Origin of the sequence: Corynebacterium sp. L4757, from assembly GCF_043673995.1 — a bacterium.
Lineage (GTDB): Bacteria > Actinomycetota > Actinomycetes > Mycobacteriales > Mycobacteriaceae > Corynebacterium.
Genome location: NZ_JBIMEN010000002.1, coordinates 153,624 through 171,184, shown reverse-complemented (window position 1 = coordinate 171,184; position 17,561 = coordinate 153,624). Strand labels below are relative to the sequence as shown.

The following is a 17,561-nucleotide window of genomic DNA, read 5'->3' as shown; positions in this document are numbered from 1 at the left end:
AGTTTAGTTTCTCTTCCTTCCCTTAAACGTGGCGACGCTTCGGTGGTCGGCAGCCATTGTGTGGCTGTGGGGTGACGTCAGAGATAGACGACACTTCCAAGCCGGCAGCCTGTAGTGAGCGGATTGCGGTTTCGCGGCCCGAACCTGGGCCCTTAACGAATACGTCAACCTTCTTCATGCCGTGCTCCATTGCCTTGCGTGCTGCAGACTCAGCTGCCATCTGCGCGGCAAATGGGGTGGACTTACGGGATCCCTTGAAGCCAACCTGACCAGAGGAGGACCAAGAGATAACAGCACCGGATGGGTCCGTGATGGACACGATGGTGTTGTTGAAGTTTGACTTGATGTAAGCGTGGCCCTGGGCCACGTTCTTCTTGACTACACGACGGCCGGAACGGCGCGCCGTGGAACGAGTCTTCTGAGCCATTTATTACTTCTTCTTTCCTGCGATCGTCTTCTTAGGACCCTTGCGCGTACGCGCATTGGTCTTGGTGCGCTGACCACGGACTGGCAGGCCACGACGGTGGCGCAGACCCTGGTAGCAACCGATTTCAATCTTGCGACGGATGTCGGCCTGAACCTGACGGCGGAGGTCACCCTCTACCTTGTAGGAGCCTTCAATTGCGTCACGAAGCGCCGACAGCTGGTCATCATCCAGGTTGTCGGTACGCAGGTCAGGAGAAATGCCGGTCTTTTCCAGCAGCTCCTTGGAACGGGCTGGGCCAATTCCATAAATGTAAGTAAGCGCGATCTCCATGCGCTTGTTGCGTGGGAGATCAACACCAGCTAGACGTGCCATGTGGCGAGTCCTTTCGGGTTGTTACGGTGGTTTTCTCCTTAACCGCCCCGCACCATGTCACGCTTCGCCCGGTCCGACCGGATCTGTGGATGACATTGTGGTACAGGCTTCAGCCACCGTGGCCGAAGGTATGAGTAGGACACCTGACCTTGCAGCTGCCCCTGGTTAAGAAGGCTTTTCGTTTTTACTTGTAGCGGTAGACGATGCGTCCGCGGGTCAGGTCATAAGGAGACAACTCCACTACAACACGGTCCTCTGGGAGAATGCGGATGTAGTGCTGACGCATCTTGCCTGAAATGTGAGCAAGAACCTTGTGCCCATTATCGAGCTCGACACGGAACATTGCGTTTGGCAGCGGCTCGACAATGCGACCCTCTACCTCAATTGCGCCTTCCTTAGCCATAACCTCTACTTTTCTGGCAGCCGCTTTTCATACGGCTACCTGCATTTTTAAATGTCTACTACCTGGCGCAGCCAACACACGGACTCGTGTGCGCATACACCATCGTCATAGCTTACGCGTTGAGCTTGCGTTTTCCAAATGCACCTCTGGGGCTTCTCGCTGGTCAGCCACGGCAAGCCCGCAGACAAGTCCACCGACACACGCCCGCCCGAAGCGGGCCTTCCCCCGTGACTGTTTCTCACGTCACCAACGTGACTAATCTTGAGCCATTACCTATTTCTTAGCATTTCCTAACCACACATTGATGGAGTCCGAATGGCAAATACACCCGAATCACCGTCTTTGGAAGGTCCTGCGTCTAAACAGCGCGGCTCGGTCGAGAAGGCGATCGACATTCTTGCAGCTTTCCAGAATCACCCTTCAGGCCTGGGCGTGAGCGAGGTCGCCAGGCTCACGAAGTTACCCAAGACCACCTCGCATCGCCTGTTGAATACGCTCGCCACCCGCGGCGCACTAGAACGCAGCGGCGACATCTTCCGTTTGGGTCCCGTCATTTTCGATATCGTTTCCTCAACCAGCAATTCGGTGCGCGCAAATCTCATTAGTGAAGAAGTCACACCTTTTTTGGCATCTCTTTTTGAGCAAACCCGCCACACGGTCCACCTTGCTTACCTCGAAGGCAACGATGTCGCATATGCAAATAAACTCTTTTCAACGAAGCGCCTGAATTCCCCTTCGCGCATCGGCGGGCGCGCCCCGTCGTATTGCACTGGCGTCGGCAAGGTGCTTCTCGCCCACGACCCGGCGCGCGCGGAGATGGTGCTTGAAAGAGAGCTCACACCGTGGACGCCGTACACCATCACCGATCCGGCGGACCTGCGCGCCGAGCTTGTCAACATCCGCAACGACGGCATCGCTTTTGACCGTCAAGAAATCTCTTTGGGACTTTCCTGCGTCGCTGCGCCGGTTTTTGGCCTGGAAAACCGCGCCGTTGCTGCATTATCCGTGTCCTCACCGTCGGATAAGTTTGCGCCAGAAGAGCTCATCCCACCACTTCAACGCGTTGCCGCCGCCGCAGGCCGGGCGGTTCGCGAGCATCAAAAGAGCCAGGAAATGCTTTAGCCGCTTGCCGATGCCACCCTTCCACCCCTCCGCTCCGTTCCACTCTTCGGAACGCGCTTTGCCTTTGGCCAATTCAAAGATTGTAATAAGCCTCACACAGAATGTGATGGTCATTACTTTAGGCAACAAAGGAGCTTGAGATGACAGAGATTAAAAGCGTGAATGCTTCCACCACTACTAGTCCCCCAATCCAGGAGTCTTCCGATAGTCAGCGTCGGAAAGTCCTCATCTCCAGCTTCCTCGGCTCGATGGTGGAGTACTACGACTTCCTGCTCTACGGCGCGGCGGCAGGCTTGGTCTTTCCACACCTCTTCTTCGATGAGGAAATGAGTCCATTCTTGGGCATGATCCTCTCCTACACCATCTTGTTCGCCGGATACCTAGCGCGCCCAGTTGGTGGCCTGGTTTTCGGTCACTTCGGTGACCGCTACGGTCGCAAGAACGTCCTACTGATCACCTTGATTGGCATGGGCCTGGTATCTGTTGCGATTGGTCTTTTACCAACGTACGCAACCATCGGCGTCGCAGCGCCCATCATCCTGGTGCTGCTGCGCGTCATCCAGGGCATCGCCGTAGGTGGCGAGTGGGCCGGCGCAACCTTGATGGCTGCTGAGCATGCGAAGGCCAAGTCCCGTGGTTTCGCCGCTTCCGTCGCGGTTTCCGGTGCTCCTGCCGGTGCGGTTTTGTCCACCCTGGTTCTGGCAATCTTCTCCGGCCTTCCGGAAGAACAATTCATGTCCTGGGGCTGGCGCGTGCCATTCCTGCTTTCCGCGCTTCTTGTTGTCATCGGCCTATACATGCGTTACTCACTGACCGAATCCCCTGAATTCGAGGCCGCCCGCAAGTCCGGCGAAGTCAAGACTGGTGTCCCACTGGCTCGTATCTTCTCCGTCTACCCGAAGCAGACCATCCTCGCATCCCTCGCGATTACCGGCCCACTATTCATGCAGGCGCTGATGGCCGTCTTCATCGTGCCTTACGTAGTCAGCACCGGCGCGATGGAGCGCCAGCCAGCGCTGATGCTGCTGACTTTCTCCGCATTCTTGCATATCTTTGCGATTCCATTCTTCGCATGGCTTTCCGATCGCTTCGGTCGCCGCCGCATCATGATCTTCGGCGCTGTCCTGTCTATTGCTCTCATCTTCCCCATGTTCGCCGCATTCAACTCGGGCAACGCATTCCTCATCGGCTTGGGCTTCATCATTGGTAACCCAATTATCCAAGCATCCATGTACGGCCCAGTCGGCGCATTCCTGGCTGATAAGTACGCACCGCAAGACCGCTACACCGGTGTATCCGTCTCCTACCAGCTCGGTTCCGTCCTGGGCGCAGGTCTCGCGCCACTGATTTCCACCGCATTGCTGGAACTCGACAATGGCTGGGGTTCTTCCAACGTGGCCATCTACTTCGTCTTCCTCATGGGTGTCGCAGGTATCTCCGTGTGGTTTGTCGAGCGCAAGGAAAACAACATCGTGCTCACGGCTACCTCCGAACCTGAACCTGCTCACGCAGCCAAGTAAACATTTAAAAACTACTGAAAGGGATCTCCATGACCTCGGCAAATAACTACGACGCAGATGTCATCATCGCAGGCGCTGGCCCGACTGGCCTGGCTCTCGCCAATCTGCTGGGCATCAATGGCATCAATGTCATCTTGATTGAAGCTCGCGAGGAGCTCATTGATTACCCACGTGGCGTCGGCATGGATGATGAGTCATTCCGGACCGTTCAGGCGATGGATCTGATTGATGAAGTCGTGCCTTTTACCATTCCACACCACATCATGCGGCTAGTCGATGGTCAAGGCGACGTCATCATGACCAATAACCCCAAGGGCGAACCTTTCGGCTGGCCACGCAAGTTCGGTTTCTTGCAGCCATTAGTCGACCGCGCAGTCTACGAGGGCCTCGAGCGCTTCCCGAACGTCGACGTACGTTTCAGCTCCAAGCTGGTCGGCTTGGAACAAGACGGCGAGGGCGTCACCGCCACCGTAGAGAAGGTTTCCGGTGAAGAGGGCGAAGTTGCCAGCGGCGATACCCACACCCTGCGCGCTCAGTATTTTGTGGGCTGCGAAGGCGGACGCTCCTTTACCCGCAAGTGGATGGGCGTGGACTTCGAGGGCAAGTCACCTTCTACCCGTTGGGTAGTCATTGACTGCAATAATGATCCGCTCGGTTTCCCGAATGTCTACCTGGGTGCAGACCCAGCGCGCCCTTACGTGTCAATCGGCCTGCCGCACGGTGTCCGCCGCTTCGAATTCATGCTATTCGATGATGAACCAAGCGAGCGCGTCGAAGATGATGCCTTTGTCGAAGGCCTACTCCATGAGCACCTTCCACCAAATACTCAGCTGGACATTATCCGCCGCCGCGTGTTTACCCACCACGGCCGCATCGCGACCGACTTCCGCAAGGATCGCGTGCTCATCGCCGGCGATGCCGCGCACCTCATGCCGGTATGGATGGGCCAAGGCTTCAACTCCGGCTACCGCGATGCCACCAACCTCGCGTGGAAGCTCGAAGCCGTCATCGCAGGGCATGCTTCCGATGACCTACTCGATTCCTACTCGCTTGAGCGTCGCGACCACGCCAAAGCAATGGTGGATCTATCAATGACGCTGGGCAACATCATCAAACCAACCGACCGCCGCATCACCTTCTTGCGCGACCGTGCCGCCAAGGTAGCCAACGTCATTCCTAGCGTGCGCTCCTACTTCGAGGACATGCGCTTTAAGCCCATGCCTCGCTACGGCCGCGGTGCTGTCGTTGACCAAGAAACGCTCACCCCCGGTGAATCGCACACCCGCAATAGCCGCAGCCGCATCCCCAAGCTGATTCCTTCCCGCAATGCACTGGTAAAGCGCTCCCCCGTTGGCACGCAGTTCATCCAGCCAACCGTCGGATTTGAAGGTGCCGAAGTCAAGCTCGATGACGTCTTCGGCCATGGCTTCGCCATCATCTCCTGGGGCATCGACCCGGCACGCCTATTCACCGATGACCAGCTGCGCCAGTTTGAAGAACTCGATGTACAGCTCATCTGCGCGGTGTCCCCAACCCAGGTGGCGTGGGCACGCGAGCACTGCGATGAAGGTACCGGCCCTGTCGCATCCGCCGTCATTTCAGATATCGATGGCTCGATCAAGAGCTGGTTTGACCGCCACTCAGTGGGCACTGCTTTCGTGCGCCCAGACCGTTTTACCGCCGCCGTCAGCCTCAACGGCGACGCGCCACGCGCATGGAACGCACTGGTCACCGCCACGAGCCTGACCCCATCGAATGCCGAAGTGGCCCTCTAAACAGCTTCCGCAGCGCTGACGTTCTGCTGTACGGAACGACACAAGACACCGTGTGATACGAGTCCTAGACTCATCTCAAAAGAGAAAGGAATAACATGCCAGCCGCATTGCTCGCTATGTCCCATAGCCCTCTACTCCACCACAATCCCCCAGCTGAGGATGTTCAGGCGGAACTCGATCAGAAGTTCGCTGAAATCAAGAAGTTCGTCCAGGATTATGATCCGGACCAGGTCGTTGTCTTCTGGCCGGACCACTTCAACGGCTTCTTCTATGAATTGATGCCACCATTTTGCATCGGTTTCGAAGCTTTCGGCACCGGCGATTATGACAGCTTCGATGGCAACCTCAACGTTGATACCAAGACTGCTGAAGACCTCGCCCAGTTCGTGCTCGAGCAGGACGTGGACATCGCGATTTCCCGCAAGATGGAAGTTGACCACGGCGCTGTCCAGCCTTTGGAAATCGTCTACGACGGTGACCCTAACGTCAAGCCGCTGATTCCTATCTACACCAATGGTGTCGCCCGCCCATTTACCCCGGTCTCGCGCGTCCGCGCGATGGGCGCGGCCGTCGGCAGCTACTTCCGCAACTCCGATAAGAAGGTACTTTTCGTGGCATCGGGCGGACTCTCCCACGATCCACCGCTACCACGCTGGGATGAAGCAACCCCAGAGCAGCGCGCGATGCTGCTCAACCGCGACTCCCGCACCCCGGAATCCCGCGCTCTGCGCGAGTCCCGCGTGATTGAGACCGGCAAGAAATTCGCCCGCGGCGAAGCCGACATCATGGACATCGCGCCTGAGTGGGACAAGCAATTCATGGAGGACTGCAAGTCCGGCGACCCGAGCCGTTTCGATGCCTATAACTACAAGGACATGGAAGCCGTCGCTGGCCATTCCAGCCACGAAGTTCGCACCTGGGTCGCAGCATTCTCCGCGATGCATGCGGTCAACCCAGATTATGAAATTGGCATTGAGTATTACCGCCCAATCCCAGAATTCATCGCCGGCTTCGGCATCTTGACCGCGCAGTAATTTTAAGGACAGCACCATGCCACATATCACGGATAGTCACGACGAGGTCGCCGCCGCGCTTTTTGCTGCCTATACCTCGCATGAGACGGTAAGACCACCGCGCGAGACCATCGACGGCCTTGACCTTGCGGGCGCCTACCGCATTCAGCGTTGGCAGCAACAAGCCTTCGAAGAAGCGGGTCACACGGTTATCGGCCACAAGATTGGTTTGACCTCACTGGCTATGCAAAGCCAACTCGGTGTGGATAGCCCAGATTTCGGCTTCTTCACCGACCAGATGAAGTTCGAGCTCGGTCAGCCAGTACCAACCTCACGGTTTATCGCTCCGAAGGTCGAGCCTGAACTAGCGTTCACGCTCAAGGCAGATGTGCCTGCCGATGCCACCCTCGACCAAGTTCGCAACGCCATCGACACCGTGCACCTGGCGGTCGAAATCATCGATTCTCGCGTAGCCAACTGGGATATTCGCCTCGTGGATACCGTTGCTGACAACGCATCTTGCGGCGCGGTCGTACTTGGCGATGCCATCGACGTCGATCTCACCGACCTTGGCTCCGTTACCGCCACGATGACGCTGAATGGCGAAGCAGCCGGCTCCGGCCAAGGCTCTGACGTCATGGGCGACCCGCTGCTTCCACTGCAGTGGCTGGCTCACACGCTGGCCGAACAAGGCACTGAAATTAAAGCCGGCGCAACCGTACTTACCGGCAGCTTCTGCGGCGCCGTCGCATTCGCCCCCGGCGATACCCTCAACGTCGACTACGGCGAGCACGGCCAGCTCGCACTGAGCTTTAGCTAGCTCTCCCACTATTTCCAAAGGATTACCATGACTGAAAAACTCACCGCAGCAATCGTCGGGCCCGGCAATATCGGCACCGACTTGCTCAAGAAATTGCTCCGCAAGTCCAAAAACGTCGAACCTATCTACATGATTGGCGTTGACCCCGAATCCTCCGGTCTCAAGCGCGCCGAAGAACTCGGCGTGAAAGCATCTGCTGAGGGCGTCGATTGGCTGCTTGCTCAAGACGTGAAGCCGGACATTGTGTTTGAGGCGACATCGGCAAGCGCGCACCAAGCCAACGCCCCGCGCTACCGCGAGGCTGGCATCCACGCCATCGATCTCACCCCTGCTGCTGTTGGGCCTTATTTCTGCCCCTCCGTCAACCTCGACGAGCTCGAAACCGTCGACAACGTCAACCTGATTACGTGCGGCGGCCAGGCCACCACGCCAATCGTCTCCGCCGTCAGCCGTATCGTGCCGGTAGAGTACGCCGAAATCGTCGCATCCATCTCGTCTCGCTCTGCAGGCCCGGGCACTCGCGCCAACGTCGATGAATTCACCGAAACCACCGCGAAAGCACTCGAGGTAGTTGGCGGCGCCAAGAAGGGCAAAGCGATTATCATCCTCAACCCGGTCGAACCACCGATGAAGATGCGCAACACCGTTTACTGCTCCCTTCCGCCCGAGGCCGCCATGCCCGGCGAGTTGCAGGACAAGATTCGCGCCTCCATTCAGGCAATGGTGGAAACCGTCCAGGGCTACGTCGATGGCTACCGCCTGACCGCCGAGCCACAATTCGATGAAGCCACCGACGCCTGGAATGGCTGGGGCCGCCTCACCGTGCTCATTGAGGTCACTGGCGCCGGCGACTTCCTGCCTGATTACGCGGGCAACCTCGACATCATCACCTCGGCTGCAGTTGCCACCGCTGACCGTTACGTTGACTTGCTGCGCGAAAAGCAGTCAATTTCGACCAACGCTTAAGGACAAACCATGACTAAAATCCGTCTGAATGACACCACGTTGCGCGATGGCTCGCACAGCGTGCGCCACCAGTACACCGAGCAGCAGGTCCGCCAGGTTGTCCGCGCGCTTGACGACGCCAACATTGAACTCATCGAAGTCACCCACGGCGATGGCCTGGGTGGGTCTTCTTTCAACTACGGTTTCTCCAAGGTCTCTGACCTGGATTTGATTGAAGCGGCAGTAGATGAGGCTCAGAACGCCAAGATTGCGGCGCTGCTGCTGCCGGGCTTGGGTACGATTCATGACCTGAAGGAAGCGCATGCACGCGGTGCGGGCATGGTGCGTATTGCTACGCACTGCACCGAAGCCGACGTATCCATCCAGCACTTCCAGGCCGCACGCGAGCTGGGCATGGAAACCGGCGGTTTCTTGATGCTGTCGCACCGCATCAGCCCAGCGGAGCTGGCGAAGCAGGCACGCATCATGGTTGATGCTGGCTGCCAATGCGTATTCGTGGTTGACTCCGCCGGCGCGCTGATCATGGATGAAGCCAAGGACCGAGTTGCGGCGCTCTATGACGCCGTTGGCGATGATGCCCAAGTTGGCTTCCACGGCCACCAGAACATGTCTTTTGGCGTAGCTAACTCCGTGCTTGCAGTACAGGCTGGTGCGTCCCAGATTGATGGCTCGCTAGCGGGCTTGGGCGCGGGCGCTGGCAATACCCCGACTGAGGTGGCCGCTGTTGCCTTCGAGCGCCTCGGCATTGAGACCGGTGTGGATACCCAGAAGATTCTGGATGCCGCTGAGGTACTCAAGGGCATGGTCGACCGCCTGCCGTCCATGGACCGTGGCTCCATTGTCCAGGGCCAAATGGGCGTCTATAACTCCTTCCTGCTGCACGCTGAGCGTGCTGCCGAACGCTACGACGTGCCTGCGCCAGAGATTCTGGCTGAAGTTGGTCGCCGTGGCTACGTTGGCGGCCAAGAAGACATGATCATTGAGGTTGCGCTGGATTTGAAGAAGTCCGCTGCCACCGTTTAACTACCCTGAAAGGAATATGTACATGACTGTTGAAATCCCTAACTACACCACCGACGAATTCTTTGGCTTAGAGGACAAGTGGATTGAAACCGCCGAGGGCGAGCTCACCCACTACCACGAGCTCGGCGAAGGCACGCCGATTCTGTTTCTCCACGGCTCCGGCACCGGCGTGACCGCTGCTGCGAACTGGTGGCTGAATCTGCCGCAGCTCAGCGAGCACGGCCGTTGCATCGCGATTGATTCCATTGGCTACGGCCAAAGCATCGCTGCCGATGACGTTCAGTACGGCATCAAGGAATGGGTCCGCCACGCGGTTCGCGTCCTCGATGCACTCGGCATTGAAAAGACCTGGATTGTAGGCAACTCCCTCGGTGGCTGGTTGGCATTCCAGTTCGCACTCGACTACCCAGAACGACTCCTGGGTATCGTCTCCATGGGCACCGGCGGTGCGAAGCTCACCCAAGCACTGAAGGGCCATTCCAATCCAAACCTCAGCGAGGAAGGCATTCGCGACACCCTCGAACTCTTCGTGGTCAATAAGGAATTGGTCACCGACGAGCTGGTTAAACTGCGCTACCAGTCCGCGCTCAATGACACCGCGTCAGACCGCCTCAAGGAAGTTGTTGCTGCTCGCGACCGCGACCGCAATGAACTGCCACTCGACTTCGAGCGTCTCGCCGAGCTGGACATTCCAGTGCTGCTGATCCACGGTGTCCAGGACCACGTCATCCCATTATCCCGTACATGGGAAATCCTCAATACTGTGCCGCACGCAGATGCGCACATCTTCTCCCAATGCGGCCACTGGTCCCAGGTAGAGCGCGCTGATGAATTCAACGAAGTCGTTGGCTCCTACATCAAGCGCCACATCTAGGCTTCCTCTCAAGTTCTTACCCAGCGGATAAAAAGCGGCGCCAAGGTGCAACAAGCATACTGGCGCCGCTTCTTTCGCCTTCAACCACCCTATGCATAGCTAAAACGGGAAAAGCGGCACGATTACTCGCGCCGCTCAATCAGCTTAGGTGCAGTCCTTAATTAGTAGATGAAGACCTTGTCGCCGATTTGCAGGTCGTCCCAGAAGCGCAGTGCTGCCTGCTCTGGCAGACGGACGCAGCCTGCAGAGTCATAAGCTGGGTTGCCCATGTGGAACGCGTGGCCATTATTGGTGAAGTAAATCGCGTATGGCATCGGCGCGTTATTGAACTCGTAGGAAATCTCGTCCTTGACCTTGCGGTTCACGTAGAAGGTGCCGCGTGGGGTGTCCTGTCCAGCCTTGCCTGGCGCCATGGACGGTGCCACGTAGGTGATGTTGCCATTATCCTGCAGCCAGGTGCGGCGGCCGTCGATATCAACGCAGACATCCGCATCAGCCGGGCATGGACCGACGTTGAACTCGCGACGCTTGCGCTCGGCCTCAGCCTTGCGAGCTGCTTCCTCCGCGCGTGCCTTCTCCGCAGCCACCTCAGCTTGACGCTCGCGCTCAATACGGTCGAGACGCGCCTGCTCCTCGCGCTCCTTCTGGACACGCAGGCCAGGGAATACCACATCGATGGCATCATCGAGGACCGGGCGCATCTGCGCAGCAAGCTGCGGGTTGGTTTCGCTGACCTGCTTCAAAAACGCATTGCGGGAATTCCACGCATTTTCGCGAGTATCATTGAGCACGTCGTCAAAGCTCAAGTCAGAAGAGCTCTGGGCGAAGTCTGGGACGGCTGGTTGTGCCTGCGCCGCTGGTGATGCGCCGAGCAGCGCGACCGCAGTAGCAGCCGTAGCAGCTAAAGCTACAAGCGAGCGACGGACACCGACAAAGCTGGTTTTCAACATGTGAGAAAGTATAAACCTTCCTGCCAACAATCGCATAGCCAATGCGGCAATTTCACGAAGTTTTAATACCGCGGGGTTAAAATCCGGGGCCCATTGGAGGTCGCAGCCACCGTATGTTCCCAGTGCGCAGCCCAGGAGCCGTCCTCGGTGTAGACAGTCCACTCATCATCAGCATCCACGAAATTGTCTTCCGTACCGAGCGTAATAAGCGGCTCAATCGCTAGCGTGGAGCCTTCCTGGATGACCGGCCCGCGGTTCGCGCGGCCCTCGTTCGGAAGGAAAGGGTCCTCGTGCATGGTGCGGCCAATACCGTGGCCACCGAAGCCATCAACGATAAAGAGCTCGACGTCCCACTTTTCTTCCGCCTCATAGGTGGCCATCTCGATAGCGTGGGAGACATCGGTAAGCCGATTGTCTGGCTGCATGGCTTGGATGCCTTGCTCGAGGATCCACGCGGTGGCATCGTTAAGCTTTTCCGCTTTCTCAGCCAGCTTCCCGATACCGAAAGTCCACGCCGAGTCCCCCACCCAGCCGTCTAAAGTGGCGCCACAGTCAATGGAGACCAGGTCGCCTTCCTTCAAAATGACGTCCGCGCTCGGAATGCCGTGCACAATGACGTCATTGACGGACGTGCAGATACTGCCCGTAAATCCGCCATAGCCAAGGAATGTTGGAATAGCACCGGCGTCGCGAATCGTTTGCTCCGCCAGCGCATCAAGTTCCTTGGTGGATACGCCGACAGCCGCCGCCTCACGCACCGCTTGCAGGGTACGGCCAACAATCTCGCCGGCGGCTTGCATGGCATCCAGCTCGCCTGGTGTGCGTGCTGGCATGGTGTTCTTGCGGCTGCGTCGTCCCATTTACTTGCCGATGGCTTCCATCGCCGCAGCGTTGATTTCCTCAACGGTACCTTCGGCCTTGATGTCGATGATCGCGTCATCGTAGTGATCGATCAACGGCATGGTCTCCTCACGGTAGACGGACATGCGGGTGCGGATGGTTTCTTCGTTATCATCCGCGCGGCCACGAGCCAGCATGCGCTCGACGACGACATCATCGGAGACTTGGAAGTTCAGCACGCCATCAAGGGTCTGGCCGTTCTTTGCCAGCAGGTCCTTGAGGATCTCTGCCTGCTCAACCGTGCGTGGGAAGCCGTCCAGCAGGAAGCCATTAGCAGCGTCCTCCTGAGAGAGGCGGTCTTCGACCATGCGCGCGGTGACATCGGTAGGCACAAGCTTACCGGCGTCCATGTAGCTCTTTGCTTCCAAACCGAGTGGGGTGCCCTCGCCGATGTTGGCGCGGAACAGGTCACCGGTGGAGATGTGTGGGATGGCGAGCTTTTCGCTGAGGATTGCTGCCTGGGTACCTTTGCCGGCACCTGGAGGGCCGAGGAGAACGAGTCGCATTACTTAAGTAGTCCTTCGTAGTTGGATTGGAGTAGCTGGGATTCAATTTGCTTGACCGTAGTTAATGCCACGGATACAAGAATCAGGATAGCGGTACCACCGAAGGCGGACATACTGCTGCCGCCGCCGGCGCCGCCGACGCCCTGGTCGAGCAGGATATTTGGCAAGACCGCGATGAGCGCAAGGTAGGTTGCACCAACGAATAACAGACGGTTCATGACAAAGCCCAGGTATTCAGCGGTTGGGCGGCCCGGGCGGATGCCTGGGATGAAGCCGCCGTAGCGCTTCATGTTGTCGGCCTGCTCTGCTGGATCGTACTGAATCGACACGTAGAAGTACGCGAAGAAGATAGTCAGCACGAAGTAGAGCAGGATGTACTGCCAGGAGGATGGCGCCTGCAGCCACGCGATGACGTTGCGCTGCCACCAGTTATCCGGCGGAGTCGCGGCGCCGGAAGTAGCAATCTGAGTAATCAGCACCGGCATGTAAATCAGCGAGGAAGCGAAGATGACCGGGATAACGCCGGCCTGGTTGACCTTCAGCGGCAAGTAGGTGGAAGAGCCACCGTACTGGCGACGACCCACCATGCGCTTTGCGTACTGCACTGGAATGCGGCGCTGACCCTGCTCGATGAAAGTAATACCGACGACGAGGATGACCACGCCGAGGACAACCATGGCGAAGACGAGGCCGCCGTTGTTCTGCAGGATCTGGGCGCCATCGGTAGGCAGGCGCGTCGCGATGCCCGCGAAGATCAGCAGCGACATGCCGTTGCCGATGCCCTTTTCAGTAATGAGCTCGCCCATCCACATCACGAGAACCGCACCGGAGGTCATGACGATGACCATCACGATGAGCGTGAAGATATTGCGGTCAGCGTCCAAGACCTCAACGCCCTGCCCCAGCAGCTGCTGGCGGTCAGCCAGCGCAACGATGCCTGCGGACTGCAGCAACGCCAGCGCCAGGGTGAGGTAACGCGTGTACTGCGTCATCTTGGACTGGCCGGACTGGCCTTCCTTCTTCAGCTGCTCGAAGTGCGGAATAACCACGGTCAGCAGCTGAACGATAATCGACGCAGTAATGTACGGCATGATGCCGATCGCGAAGATGGACAGCTGCAGCAGCGCACCACCGGAGAATAAGTTAATGACCGAGTAAAGGTCACCTGATTCCTGGGTCAGCTGACGCAAGCGCCCCGCAATGGCTGCGTAATCCACTCCCGGTGTCGGGATCTGGGCACCGATACGGTAGGCGATAATCATCACAATGGTGAAGATGATCTTCTTCCGCAGGTCGGCGTCCTTAAATGCCTGAATAATGGCGGACACAAATGCCTCCTGAGTCTTCCCTGCCCCGGCCAGGGTCTGGCAGGAGGAAAGCACACTAAATTAAATTCCGTTTTCACTTGCGCATAGGATAAACGCAACTTACACAACAGTGAAACACTACCAGCCTTTATAACGTTGGCGTTACTTCACCCATGGATAAGCGCGTCATCTCACAGTTACCACTGCCTAGCTCAAGTTTTCTATCTTACCTTAAAGCGTCACCGCGTCTCTTCGAAGTCGCGCGGAGAACTCGCACACCGGGATTGTTCGGCTATGACTACACAACTAGCCAAGATCGCCAAAGGCTCTATTCGGAATTCATCCGAATAGAGCCTTAGAGCTTTATGAAAAAGACTTACTTGGTTGCGGTGGTGGAACCACCAGCAGCTTCAATCTTTTCAACAGCAGACTTAGAGAACTTGTCTGCGGTGACGTTCAGCTTGACGCTGAGTTCGCCTTCACCCAGAACCTTGACCGGCTGCTTAGCACGGACCAGGCCAGCGGCAACGATGTCAGCAACAGCGACATCGCCACCCTGTGGGAATGCTTCTGCCAAGTCCGCAACGTTGACTACCTGGTAGGTAATCTTGTTCGGGTTCTTGAAGCCCTTGAGCTTAGGCAGACGCATGTGGATTGGCATCTGACCGCCCTCGAAAGCAGCCGAAACTTGCTTACGTGCCTTGGTACCCTTGGTACCGCGGCCAGCGGTCTTACCCTTAGAAGCCTCACCGCGGCCTACGCGGGTCTTAGGCTTGTTTGCACCCTTAGTTGGGCGCAGATCATGCAGCTTGATGATATCAGCCATGGTTTACTCCCCTGCCACTTCTTCAACGGTGACCAGGTGACGAACCTTATTAGCCATACCACGGATGATCGGGGTGTCCTGCTGAATAACAGAATGACCGATGCGCTTGAGACCCAGAGCCTCCATGTTTGCGCGGTGGTTTGGCTTGGTGCCTACCAGGCCCTTTACCTGTGTAATCTTCAGAGCCATTGTTTTATGCCTCCTGTCCTGCGCGCTGGCGCAGCATACGTGCTGGAGCAACCTCTTCCAAGGACTTGCCACGACGAGCGGCAACCTCTTCAGGGCGGACCAGCTGCTTCAGGCCGTCCACGGTAGCGCGGACGACGTTGAGGGCATTATCGGAGCCCAGGGACTTCGACAGGATGTCCTGGATGCCAGCACACTCAAGCACTGGACGAGCAGCGCCACCAGCAATAACACCGGTACCAGGTGCGGCAGGCTTCATCATAACGATGCCAGCTGCGTCGCGACCCTCGACTGGGTGGGTGATGGTGCCGCCAACCATTGGGACGCGGAAGAAGTTCTTACGAGCCTCTTCAGCACCCTTCTGGATAGCTGCAGGTACTTCCTTAGCCTTGCCGTAGCCAACGCCTACCATGCCCTGGCCGTCACCAACGATGACCAGTGCGGTGAAGGACATGTTGCGTCCACCTTTAACGGTCTTGGAGACGCGGTTGATGGTGACAACGCGCTCGATGTACTTATCGCGCTCGTTATCCTGCTGGTTACGACGATCGTTCTGGCGGCCGCGGCCACCACGATTGTTGTTGTTTTCGGCGGAGCGTCCGCCGTCACGCTGTTCACGGTCCGACATTAGGCGTTCCTTCCGTTGAGATTTCCGTTGACCATTAGAACTTCAGACCACCTTCGCGTGCGGCGTCTGCAAGAGCTGCGACGCGACCGTGGTACTTGTAGCCTGCGCGGTCGAAGACGACTGCTTCGATGCCGGCTTCCTTGGCACGCGCAGCAACGAGTGCGCCAACCTTGGATGCCTTAGCCTTCTTGTCGCCTTCCAATGCGCGCACGTCAGCTTCCATGGAGGAAGCAGAAGCCAGGGTGTGGCCAGCCAAGTCATCGATGACCTGGACGTGCATGTGGCGAGAAGAGCGGTGGACAACCAAACGTGGAGCCTCTGGGGTGCCACGCAGGGTCTTACGGACGCGGAAGTGACGACGAGCACGTGCTTCGCGACGTCGGGTGGAGATGTCCTTGCCGACTGGGGTGCGCTTTGCGTTTTCAGTGTTTGCCATTGCTTACTTACCCGTCTTTCCGACCTTGCGGCGAACCTGCTCACCGGCGTAACGGATGCCCTTGCCCTTGTAAGGATCATCCTTACGCAGACGGCGAATGTTCGCGGCGATCTGGCCTACCTGTTGCTTGTCAATACCAGCGATGGACAGCTTGGTGGTGCCATCGGTAGCGAAGGTGATGCCCTCTGGAGCCTCAATGAGGATCGGGTGAGAGTAGCCCAGAGCGAACTCCAGGTCCTTGCCCTTTTGTGCTACACGGTAGCCAACACCGAAGATTTCCATCTTGATGGTGTAGCCCTCGGTAACGCCAACAACTGCATTGTTGATGAGGGAACGGGACAGGCCGTGCAGCGCACGGTTTTCGCGGTGATCGTCTGGACGAACAACGCGCAGCTCGTTCTCTTCAACTTCTGCGGTGATTGGGCTTGGGATCTCAACAGTGAGAGTTCCCTTAGGGCCCTTTACCTCAATGGTCTGACCATTGATCTTGGTTTCTACGCCACTCGCAAGTGCGATGGGTGCCTTACCAATACGAGACATTGTGTGTACCTCCCTTTACCAGACGTAGGCGAGGACTTCTCCGCCCACGCCCTTCTCAGATGCCTGACGGTCGGTCAGAAGGCCGTAGGACGTGGAGATGATAGCCACGCCCAGGCCGCCTAGAACCTTAGGCAGGTTTGTGGACTTTGCGTACACACGCAGACCTGGCTTAGACACACGGCGAAGGCCCGCTAGGGAGCGCTCACGGTTGTTGTACTTAAGCTCGAGGGACAGCTCGCGGCCCTCGACGGAGTAGTCAGCGATGTAGCCTTCCTGCTTCAAGATTTCAGCAATGTTTGCCTTGATCTTGGAGGTAGGCATCGACACGGTGTCGTGCTGCGCATGGTTTGCATTGCGCACGCGCGACAGCATGTCGGCGATTGGATCAGTCATGGTCATAGTTAAGTGACCGTTGCCTTTCTCGTTGCGGTTCCCATTCCCACCTGCGTTTTCCGTGTGATTTCGGGCTACTTACGCTCCTACTGGTCAGTACCGGTAGGCGCTCGCCACCCTTTGATGCATACACGGGCCGCTTCTATGGCGAGGGGCCTACAACAAAGTAGATGTATAAAATTCTTGCGCGGATTAGGTCATCGGTGCAGCTCAGAAATCATTTTGCTTACGACCTGCTAGTCCGACGTGCTACTTTACCGTTTTCGCTGGTGGTTTTGCAAAACCCTTCCCGTCACGGACTACAGTGGGCAGCATGAGTCAGTCTTCAGATGATAAGGCAGTACAGACCGCACACGAATGGCTTACCGATGCCGCCCGCGAGCTCGGTTTGCCGCCCGAAGACGCCACCCGCCACATCCGCGCACTTTTAGATCTCACGCGCGATGTTGCGCATAACCGCTCGCGCCCAGCTGCGCCCTTGACCTCATTTTTGGTGGGCTTGGCATCGAATACCCCGGCTGAGGTGGAAGAGAACATCGAAAAGCTCAGCATTTTAGTGAATAAGGAGGACTGA

The 17,561-nt window shown here is 57.6% G+C and carries 22 protein-coding genes; 9 read left to right on the top strand and 13 right to left on the bottom strand.

The features are described from left to right. Window positions 1–22: 22 nt before the first annotated feature. From rpsK to infA, 3 genes are all read right to left on the bottom strand, one after another. A complete protein-coding gene (gene rpsK, locus ACG98I_RS03275; RefSeq protein ID WP_006823255.1) occupies window positions 23–427 on the bottom strand; it encodes a 30S ribosomal protein S11 in 405 nt (134 codons plus the stop codon). A 3-nt stretch (window positions 428–430) separates the two neighbouring features. Continuing rightward, window positions 431–799, bottom strand: a complete 369-nt coding sequence (gene rpsM / locus ACG98I_RS03270; protein ID WP_394718355.1) for a 30S ribosomal protein S13 — start codon at window positions 797–799, stop codon at window positions 431–433. A 184-nt stretch (window positions 800–983) separates the two neighbouring features. Next, window positions 984–1,202, bottom strand: a complete 219-nt coding sequence (gene infA / locus ACG98I_RS03265) for a translation initiation factor IF-1 (protein WP_003854422.1) — start codon at window positions 1,200–1,202, stop codon at window positions 984–986. 315 nt (window positions 1,203–1,517) lie between these two features. Between infA and ACG98I_RS03260 the strand changes: the two genes are divergently transcribed. The 8 genes from ACG98I_RS03260 to ACG98I_RS03225 all read left to right on the top strand — a co-directional run bounded on the left by ACG98I_RS03260 (window position 1,518) and on the right by ACG98I_RS03225 (window position 10,315). Next, entirely contained in the window at window positions 1,518–2,324 is an 807-nt protein-coding gene (locus tag ACG98I_RS03260) for an IclR family transcriptional regulator (RefSeq protein WP_394718352.1), read from the top strand. 140 nt (window positions 2,325–2,464) lie between these two features. Further along, window positions 2,465–3,844: an MFS transporter gene (locus tag ACG98I_RS03255; protein WP_394718350.1), complete on the top strand. Its 1,380-nt coding sequence runs from the start codon at window positions 2,465–2,467 to the stop codon at window positions 3,842–3,844. A gap of 29 nt (window positions 3,845–3,873) precedes the next feature. Continuing rightward, window positions 3,874–5,619: a bifunctional 3-(3-hydroxy-phenyl)propionate/3-hydroxycinnamic acid hydroxylase gene (locus ACG98I_RS03250; RefSeq protein ID WP_394718348.1), complete on the top strand. Its 1,746-nt coding sequence runs from the start codon at window positions 3,874–3,876 to the stop codon at window positions 5,617–5,619. Window positions 5,620–5,714: 95 nt separating this feature from the next. Then, entirely contained in the window at window positions 5,715–6,653 is a 939-nt protein-coding gene (locus ACG98I_RS03245; RefSeq protein ID WP_394718346.1) for a 3-carboxyethylcatechol 2,3-dioxygenase, read from the top strand. A 16-nt stretch (window positions 6,654–6,669) separates the two neighbouring features. Continuing rightward, window positions 6,670–7,452: a 2-keto-4-pentenoate hydratase gene (locus ACG98I_RS03240; protein ID WP_394718344.1), complete on the top strand. Its 783-nt coding sequence runs from the start codon at window positions 6,670–6,672 to the stop codon at window positions 7,450–7,452. A gap of 27 nt (window positions 7,453–7,479) precedes the next feature. Beyond that, on the top strand, window positions 7,480–8,418 hold the full coding sequence (locus ACG98I_RS03235) for an acetaldehyde dehydrogenase (acetylating) (protein WP_394718342.1): 939 nt from the start codon (window positions 7,480–7,482) through the stop codon (window positions 8,416–8,418). 9 nt (window positions 8,419–8,427) lie between these two features. Further along, complete coding sequence (gene dmpG, locus ACG98I_RS03230) at window positions 8,428–9,441, top strand: 4-hydroxy-2-oxovalerate aldolase (protein WP_394718340.1); 1,014 nt, start codon at window positions 8,428–8,430, stop codon at window positions 9,439–9,441. A gap of 22 nt (window positions 9,442–9,463) precedes the next feature. After that, a complete protein-coding gene (locus ACG98I_RS03225) occupies window positions 9,464–10,315 on the top strand; it encodes an alpha/beta fold hydrolase (protein ID WP_394718339.1) in 852 nt (283 codons plus the stop codon). A gap of 161 nt (window positions 10,316–10,476) precedes the next feature. Here the strand turns inward: ACG98I_RS03225 and ACG98I_RS03220 are convergent, their stop codons facing one another. From ACG98I_RS03220 to rpsH, 10 genes are all read right to left on the bottom strand, one after another. Further along, complete coding sequence (locus ACG98I_RS03220) at window positions 10,477–11,265, bottom strand: L,D-transpeptidase family protein (RefSeq protein WP_394718338.1); 789 nt, start codon at window positions 11,263–11,265, stop codon at window positions 10,477–10,479. Window positions 11,266–11,327: 62 nt separating this feature from the next. Then, a complete protein-coding gene (gene map / locus ACG98I_RS03215; protein ID WP_394718336.1) occupies window positions 11,328–12,125 on the bottom strand; it encodes a type I methionyl aminopeptidase in 798 nt (265 codons plus the stop codon). Beyond that, entirely contained in the window at window positions 12,126–12,671 is a 546-nt protein-coding gene (locus ACG98I_RS03210) for an adenylate kinase (protein ID WP_394718334.1), read from the bottom strand. Next, a complete protein-coding gene (gene secY / locus ACG98I_RS03205) occupies window positions 12,671–13,999 on the bottom strand; it encodes a preprotein translocase subunit SecY (protein ID WP_394718332.1) in 1,329 nt (442 codons plus the stop codon). Before secY ends, ACG98I_RS03210 begins: the two co-directional genes overlap by 1 nt. A gap of 355 nt (window positions 14,000–14,354) precedes the next feature. Next, the gene (gene rplO / locus ACG98I_RS03200) at window positions 14,355–14,804 is read right to left on the bottom strand and encodes a 50S ribosomal protein L15 (protein ID WP_394718330.1); all 450 of its coding nucleotides are present in this window, start codon (window positions 14,802–14,804) and stop codon (window positions 14,355–14,357) included. Window positions 14,805–14,807: 3 nt separating this feature from the next. Continuing rightward, the gene (gene rpmD, locus ACG98I_RS03195; protein WP_003848313.1) at window positions 14,808–14,993 is read right to left on the bottom strand and encodes a 50S ribosomal protein L30; all 186 of its coding nucleotides are present in this window, start codon (window positions 14,991–14,993) and stop codon (window positions 14,808–14,810) included. Between the two features lie 4 nt (window positions 14,994–14,997). Next, the gene (gene rpsE, locus ACG98I_RS03190; protein ID WP_394718328.1) at window positions 14,998–15,618 is read right to left on the bottom strand and encodes a 30S ribosomal protein S5; all 621 of its coding nucleotides are present in this window, start codon (window positions 15,616–15,618) and stop codon (window positions 14,998–15,000) included. Between the two features lie 34 nt (window positions 15,619–15,652). After that, complete coding sequence (rplR, locus tag ACG98I_RS03185) at window positions 15,653–16,054, bottom strand: 50S ribosomal protein L18 (protein WP_394718327.1); 402 nt, start codon at window positions 16,052–16,054, stop codon at window positions 15,653–15,655. A 3-nt stretch (window positions 16,055–16,057) separates the two neighbouring features. Then, window positions 16,058–16,594 carry a 50S ribosomal protein L6 gene (gene rplF, locus ACG98I_RS03180; RefSeq protein WP_394718325.1) on the bottom strand — a complete coding sequence of 179 codons (537 nt, stop codon included), beginning with the start codon at window positions 16,592–16,594 and terminating at the stop codon, window positions 16,058–16,060. A gap of 15 nt (window positions 16,595–16,609) precedes the next feature. After that, on the bottom strand, window positions 16,610–16,993 hold the full coding sequence (rpsH, locus tag ACG98I_RS03175; RefSeq protein WP_394718323.1) for a 30S ribosomal protein S8: 384 nt from the start codon (window positions 16,991–16,993) through the stop codon (window positions 16,610–16,612). Window positions 16,994–17,300: 307 nt separating this feature from the next. On the opposite strand from rpsH, the gene ACG98I_RS03170 reads away from it, so the two are divergent. After that, a complete protein-coding gene (locus ACG98I_RS03170; RefSeq protein WP_394718321.1) occupies window positions 17,301–17,561 on the top strand; it encodes a DUF6457 domain-containing protein in 261 nt (86 codons plus the stop codon).

Excerpts from the sequence above, each read along its gene's own strand:
- rpsM (WP_394718355.1), bottom strand. The coding sequence starts at position 799 with ATGGCACGTCTAGCTGGTGTTGATCTCCCACGCAACAAGCGCATGGAG.
- rplF (WP_394718325.1), bottom strand. The coding sequence starts at position 16,594 with ATGTCTCGTATTGGTAAGGCACCCATCGCACTTGCGAGTGGCGTAGAA.
- rplR (WP_394718327.1), bottom strand. The coding sequence starts at position 16,054 with ATGGCAAACACTGAAAACGCAAAGCGCACCCCAGTCGGCAAGGACATC.
- ACG98I_RS03225 (WP_394718339.1), top strand. The coding sequence starts at position 9,464 with ATGACTGTTGAAATCCCTAACTACACCACCGACGAATTCTTTGGCTTA.
- ACG98I_RS03240 (WP_394718344.1), top strand. The coding sequence starts at position 6,670 with ATGCCACATATCACGGATAGTCACGACGAGGTCGCCGCCGCGCTTTTT.
- ACG98I_RS03210 (WP_394718334.1), bottom strand. The coding sequence starts at position 12,671 with ATGCGACTCGTTCTCCTCGGCCCTCCAGGTGCCGGCAAAGGTACCCAG.
- rpsH (WP_394718323.1), bottom strand. The coding sequence starts at position 16,993 with ATGACCATGACTGATCCAATCGCCGACATGCTGTCGCGCGTGCGCAAT.
- ACG98I_RS03260 (WP_394718352.1), top strand. The coding sequence starts at position 1,518 with ATGGCAAATACACCCGAATCACCGTCTTTGGAAGGTCCTGCGTCTAAA.
- rplO (WP_394718330.1), bottom strand. The coding sequence starts at position 14,804 with ATGGCTGATATCATCAAGCTGCATGATCTGCGCCCAACTAAGGGTGCA.
- ACG98I_RS03245 (WP_394718346.1), top strand. The coding sequence starts at position 5,715 with ATGCCAGCCGCATTGCTCGCTATGTCCCATAGCCCTCTACTCCACCAC.
- ACG98I_RS03255 (WP_394718350.1), top strand. The coding sequence starts at position 2,465 with ATGACAGAGATTAAAAGCGTGAATGCTTCCACCACTACTAGTCCCCCA.
- infA (WP_003854422.1), bottom strand. The coding sequence starts at position 1,202 with ATGGCTAAGGAAGGCGCAATTGAGGTAGAGGGTCGCATTGTCGAGCCG.
- map (WP_394718336.1), bottom strand. The coding sequence starts at position 12,125 with ATGGGACGACGCAGCCGCAAGAACACCATGCCAGCACGCACACCAGGC.
- ACG98I_RS03235 (WP_394718342.1), top strand. The coding sequence starts at position 7,480 with ATGACTGAAAAACTCACCGCAGCAATCGTCGGGCCCGGCAATATCGGC.
- ACG98I_RS03170 (WP_394718321.1), top strand. The coding sequence starts at position 17,301 with ATGAGTCAGTCTTCAGATGATAAGGCAGTACAGACCGCACACGAATGG.
- rpsE (WP_394718328.1), bottom strand. The coding sequence starts at position 15,618 with ATGTCGGACCGTGAACAGCGTGACGGCGGACGCTCCGCCGAAAACAAC.
- ACG98I_RS03220 (WP_394718338.1), bottom strand. The coding sequence starts at position 11,265 with ATGTTGAAAACCAGCTTTGTCGGTGTCCGTCGCTCGCTTGTAGCTTTA.
- ACG98I_RS03250 (WP_394718348.1), top strand. The coding sequence starts at position 3,874 with ATGACCTCGGCAAATAACTACGACGCAGATGTCATCATCGCAGGCGCT.
- rpmD (WP_003848313.1), bottom strand. The coding sequence starts at position 14,993 with ATGGCTCTGAAGATTACACAGGTAAAGGGCCTGGTAGGCACCAAGCCA.
- rpsK (WP_006823255.1), bottom strand. The coding sequence starts at position 427 with ATGGCTCAGAAGACTCGTTCCACGGCGCGCCGTTCCGGCCGTCGTGTA.
- dmpG (WP_394718340.1), top strand. The coding sequence starts at position 8,428 with ATGACTAAAATCCGTCTGAATGACACCACGTTGCGCGATGGCTCGCAC.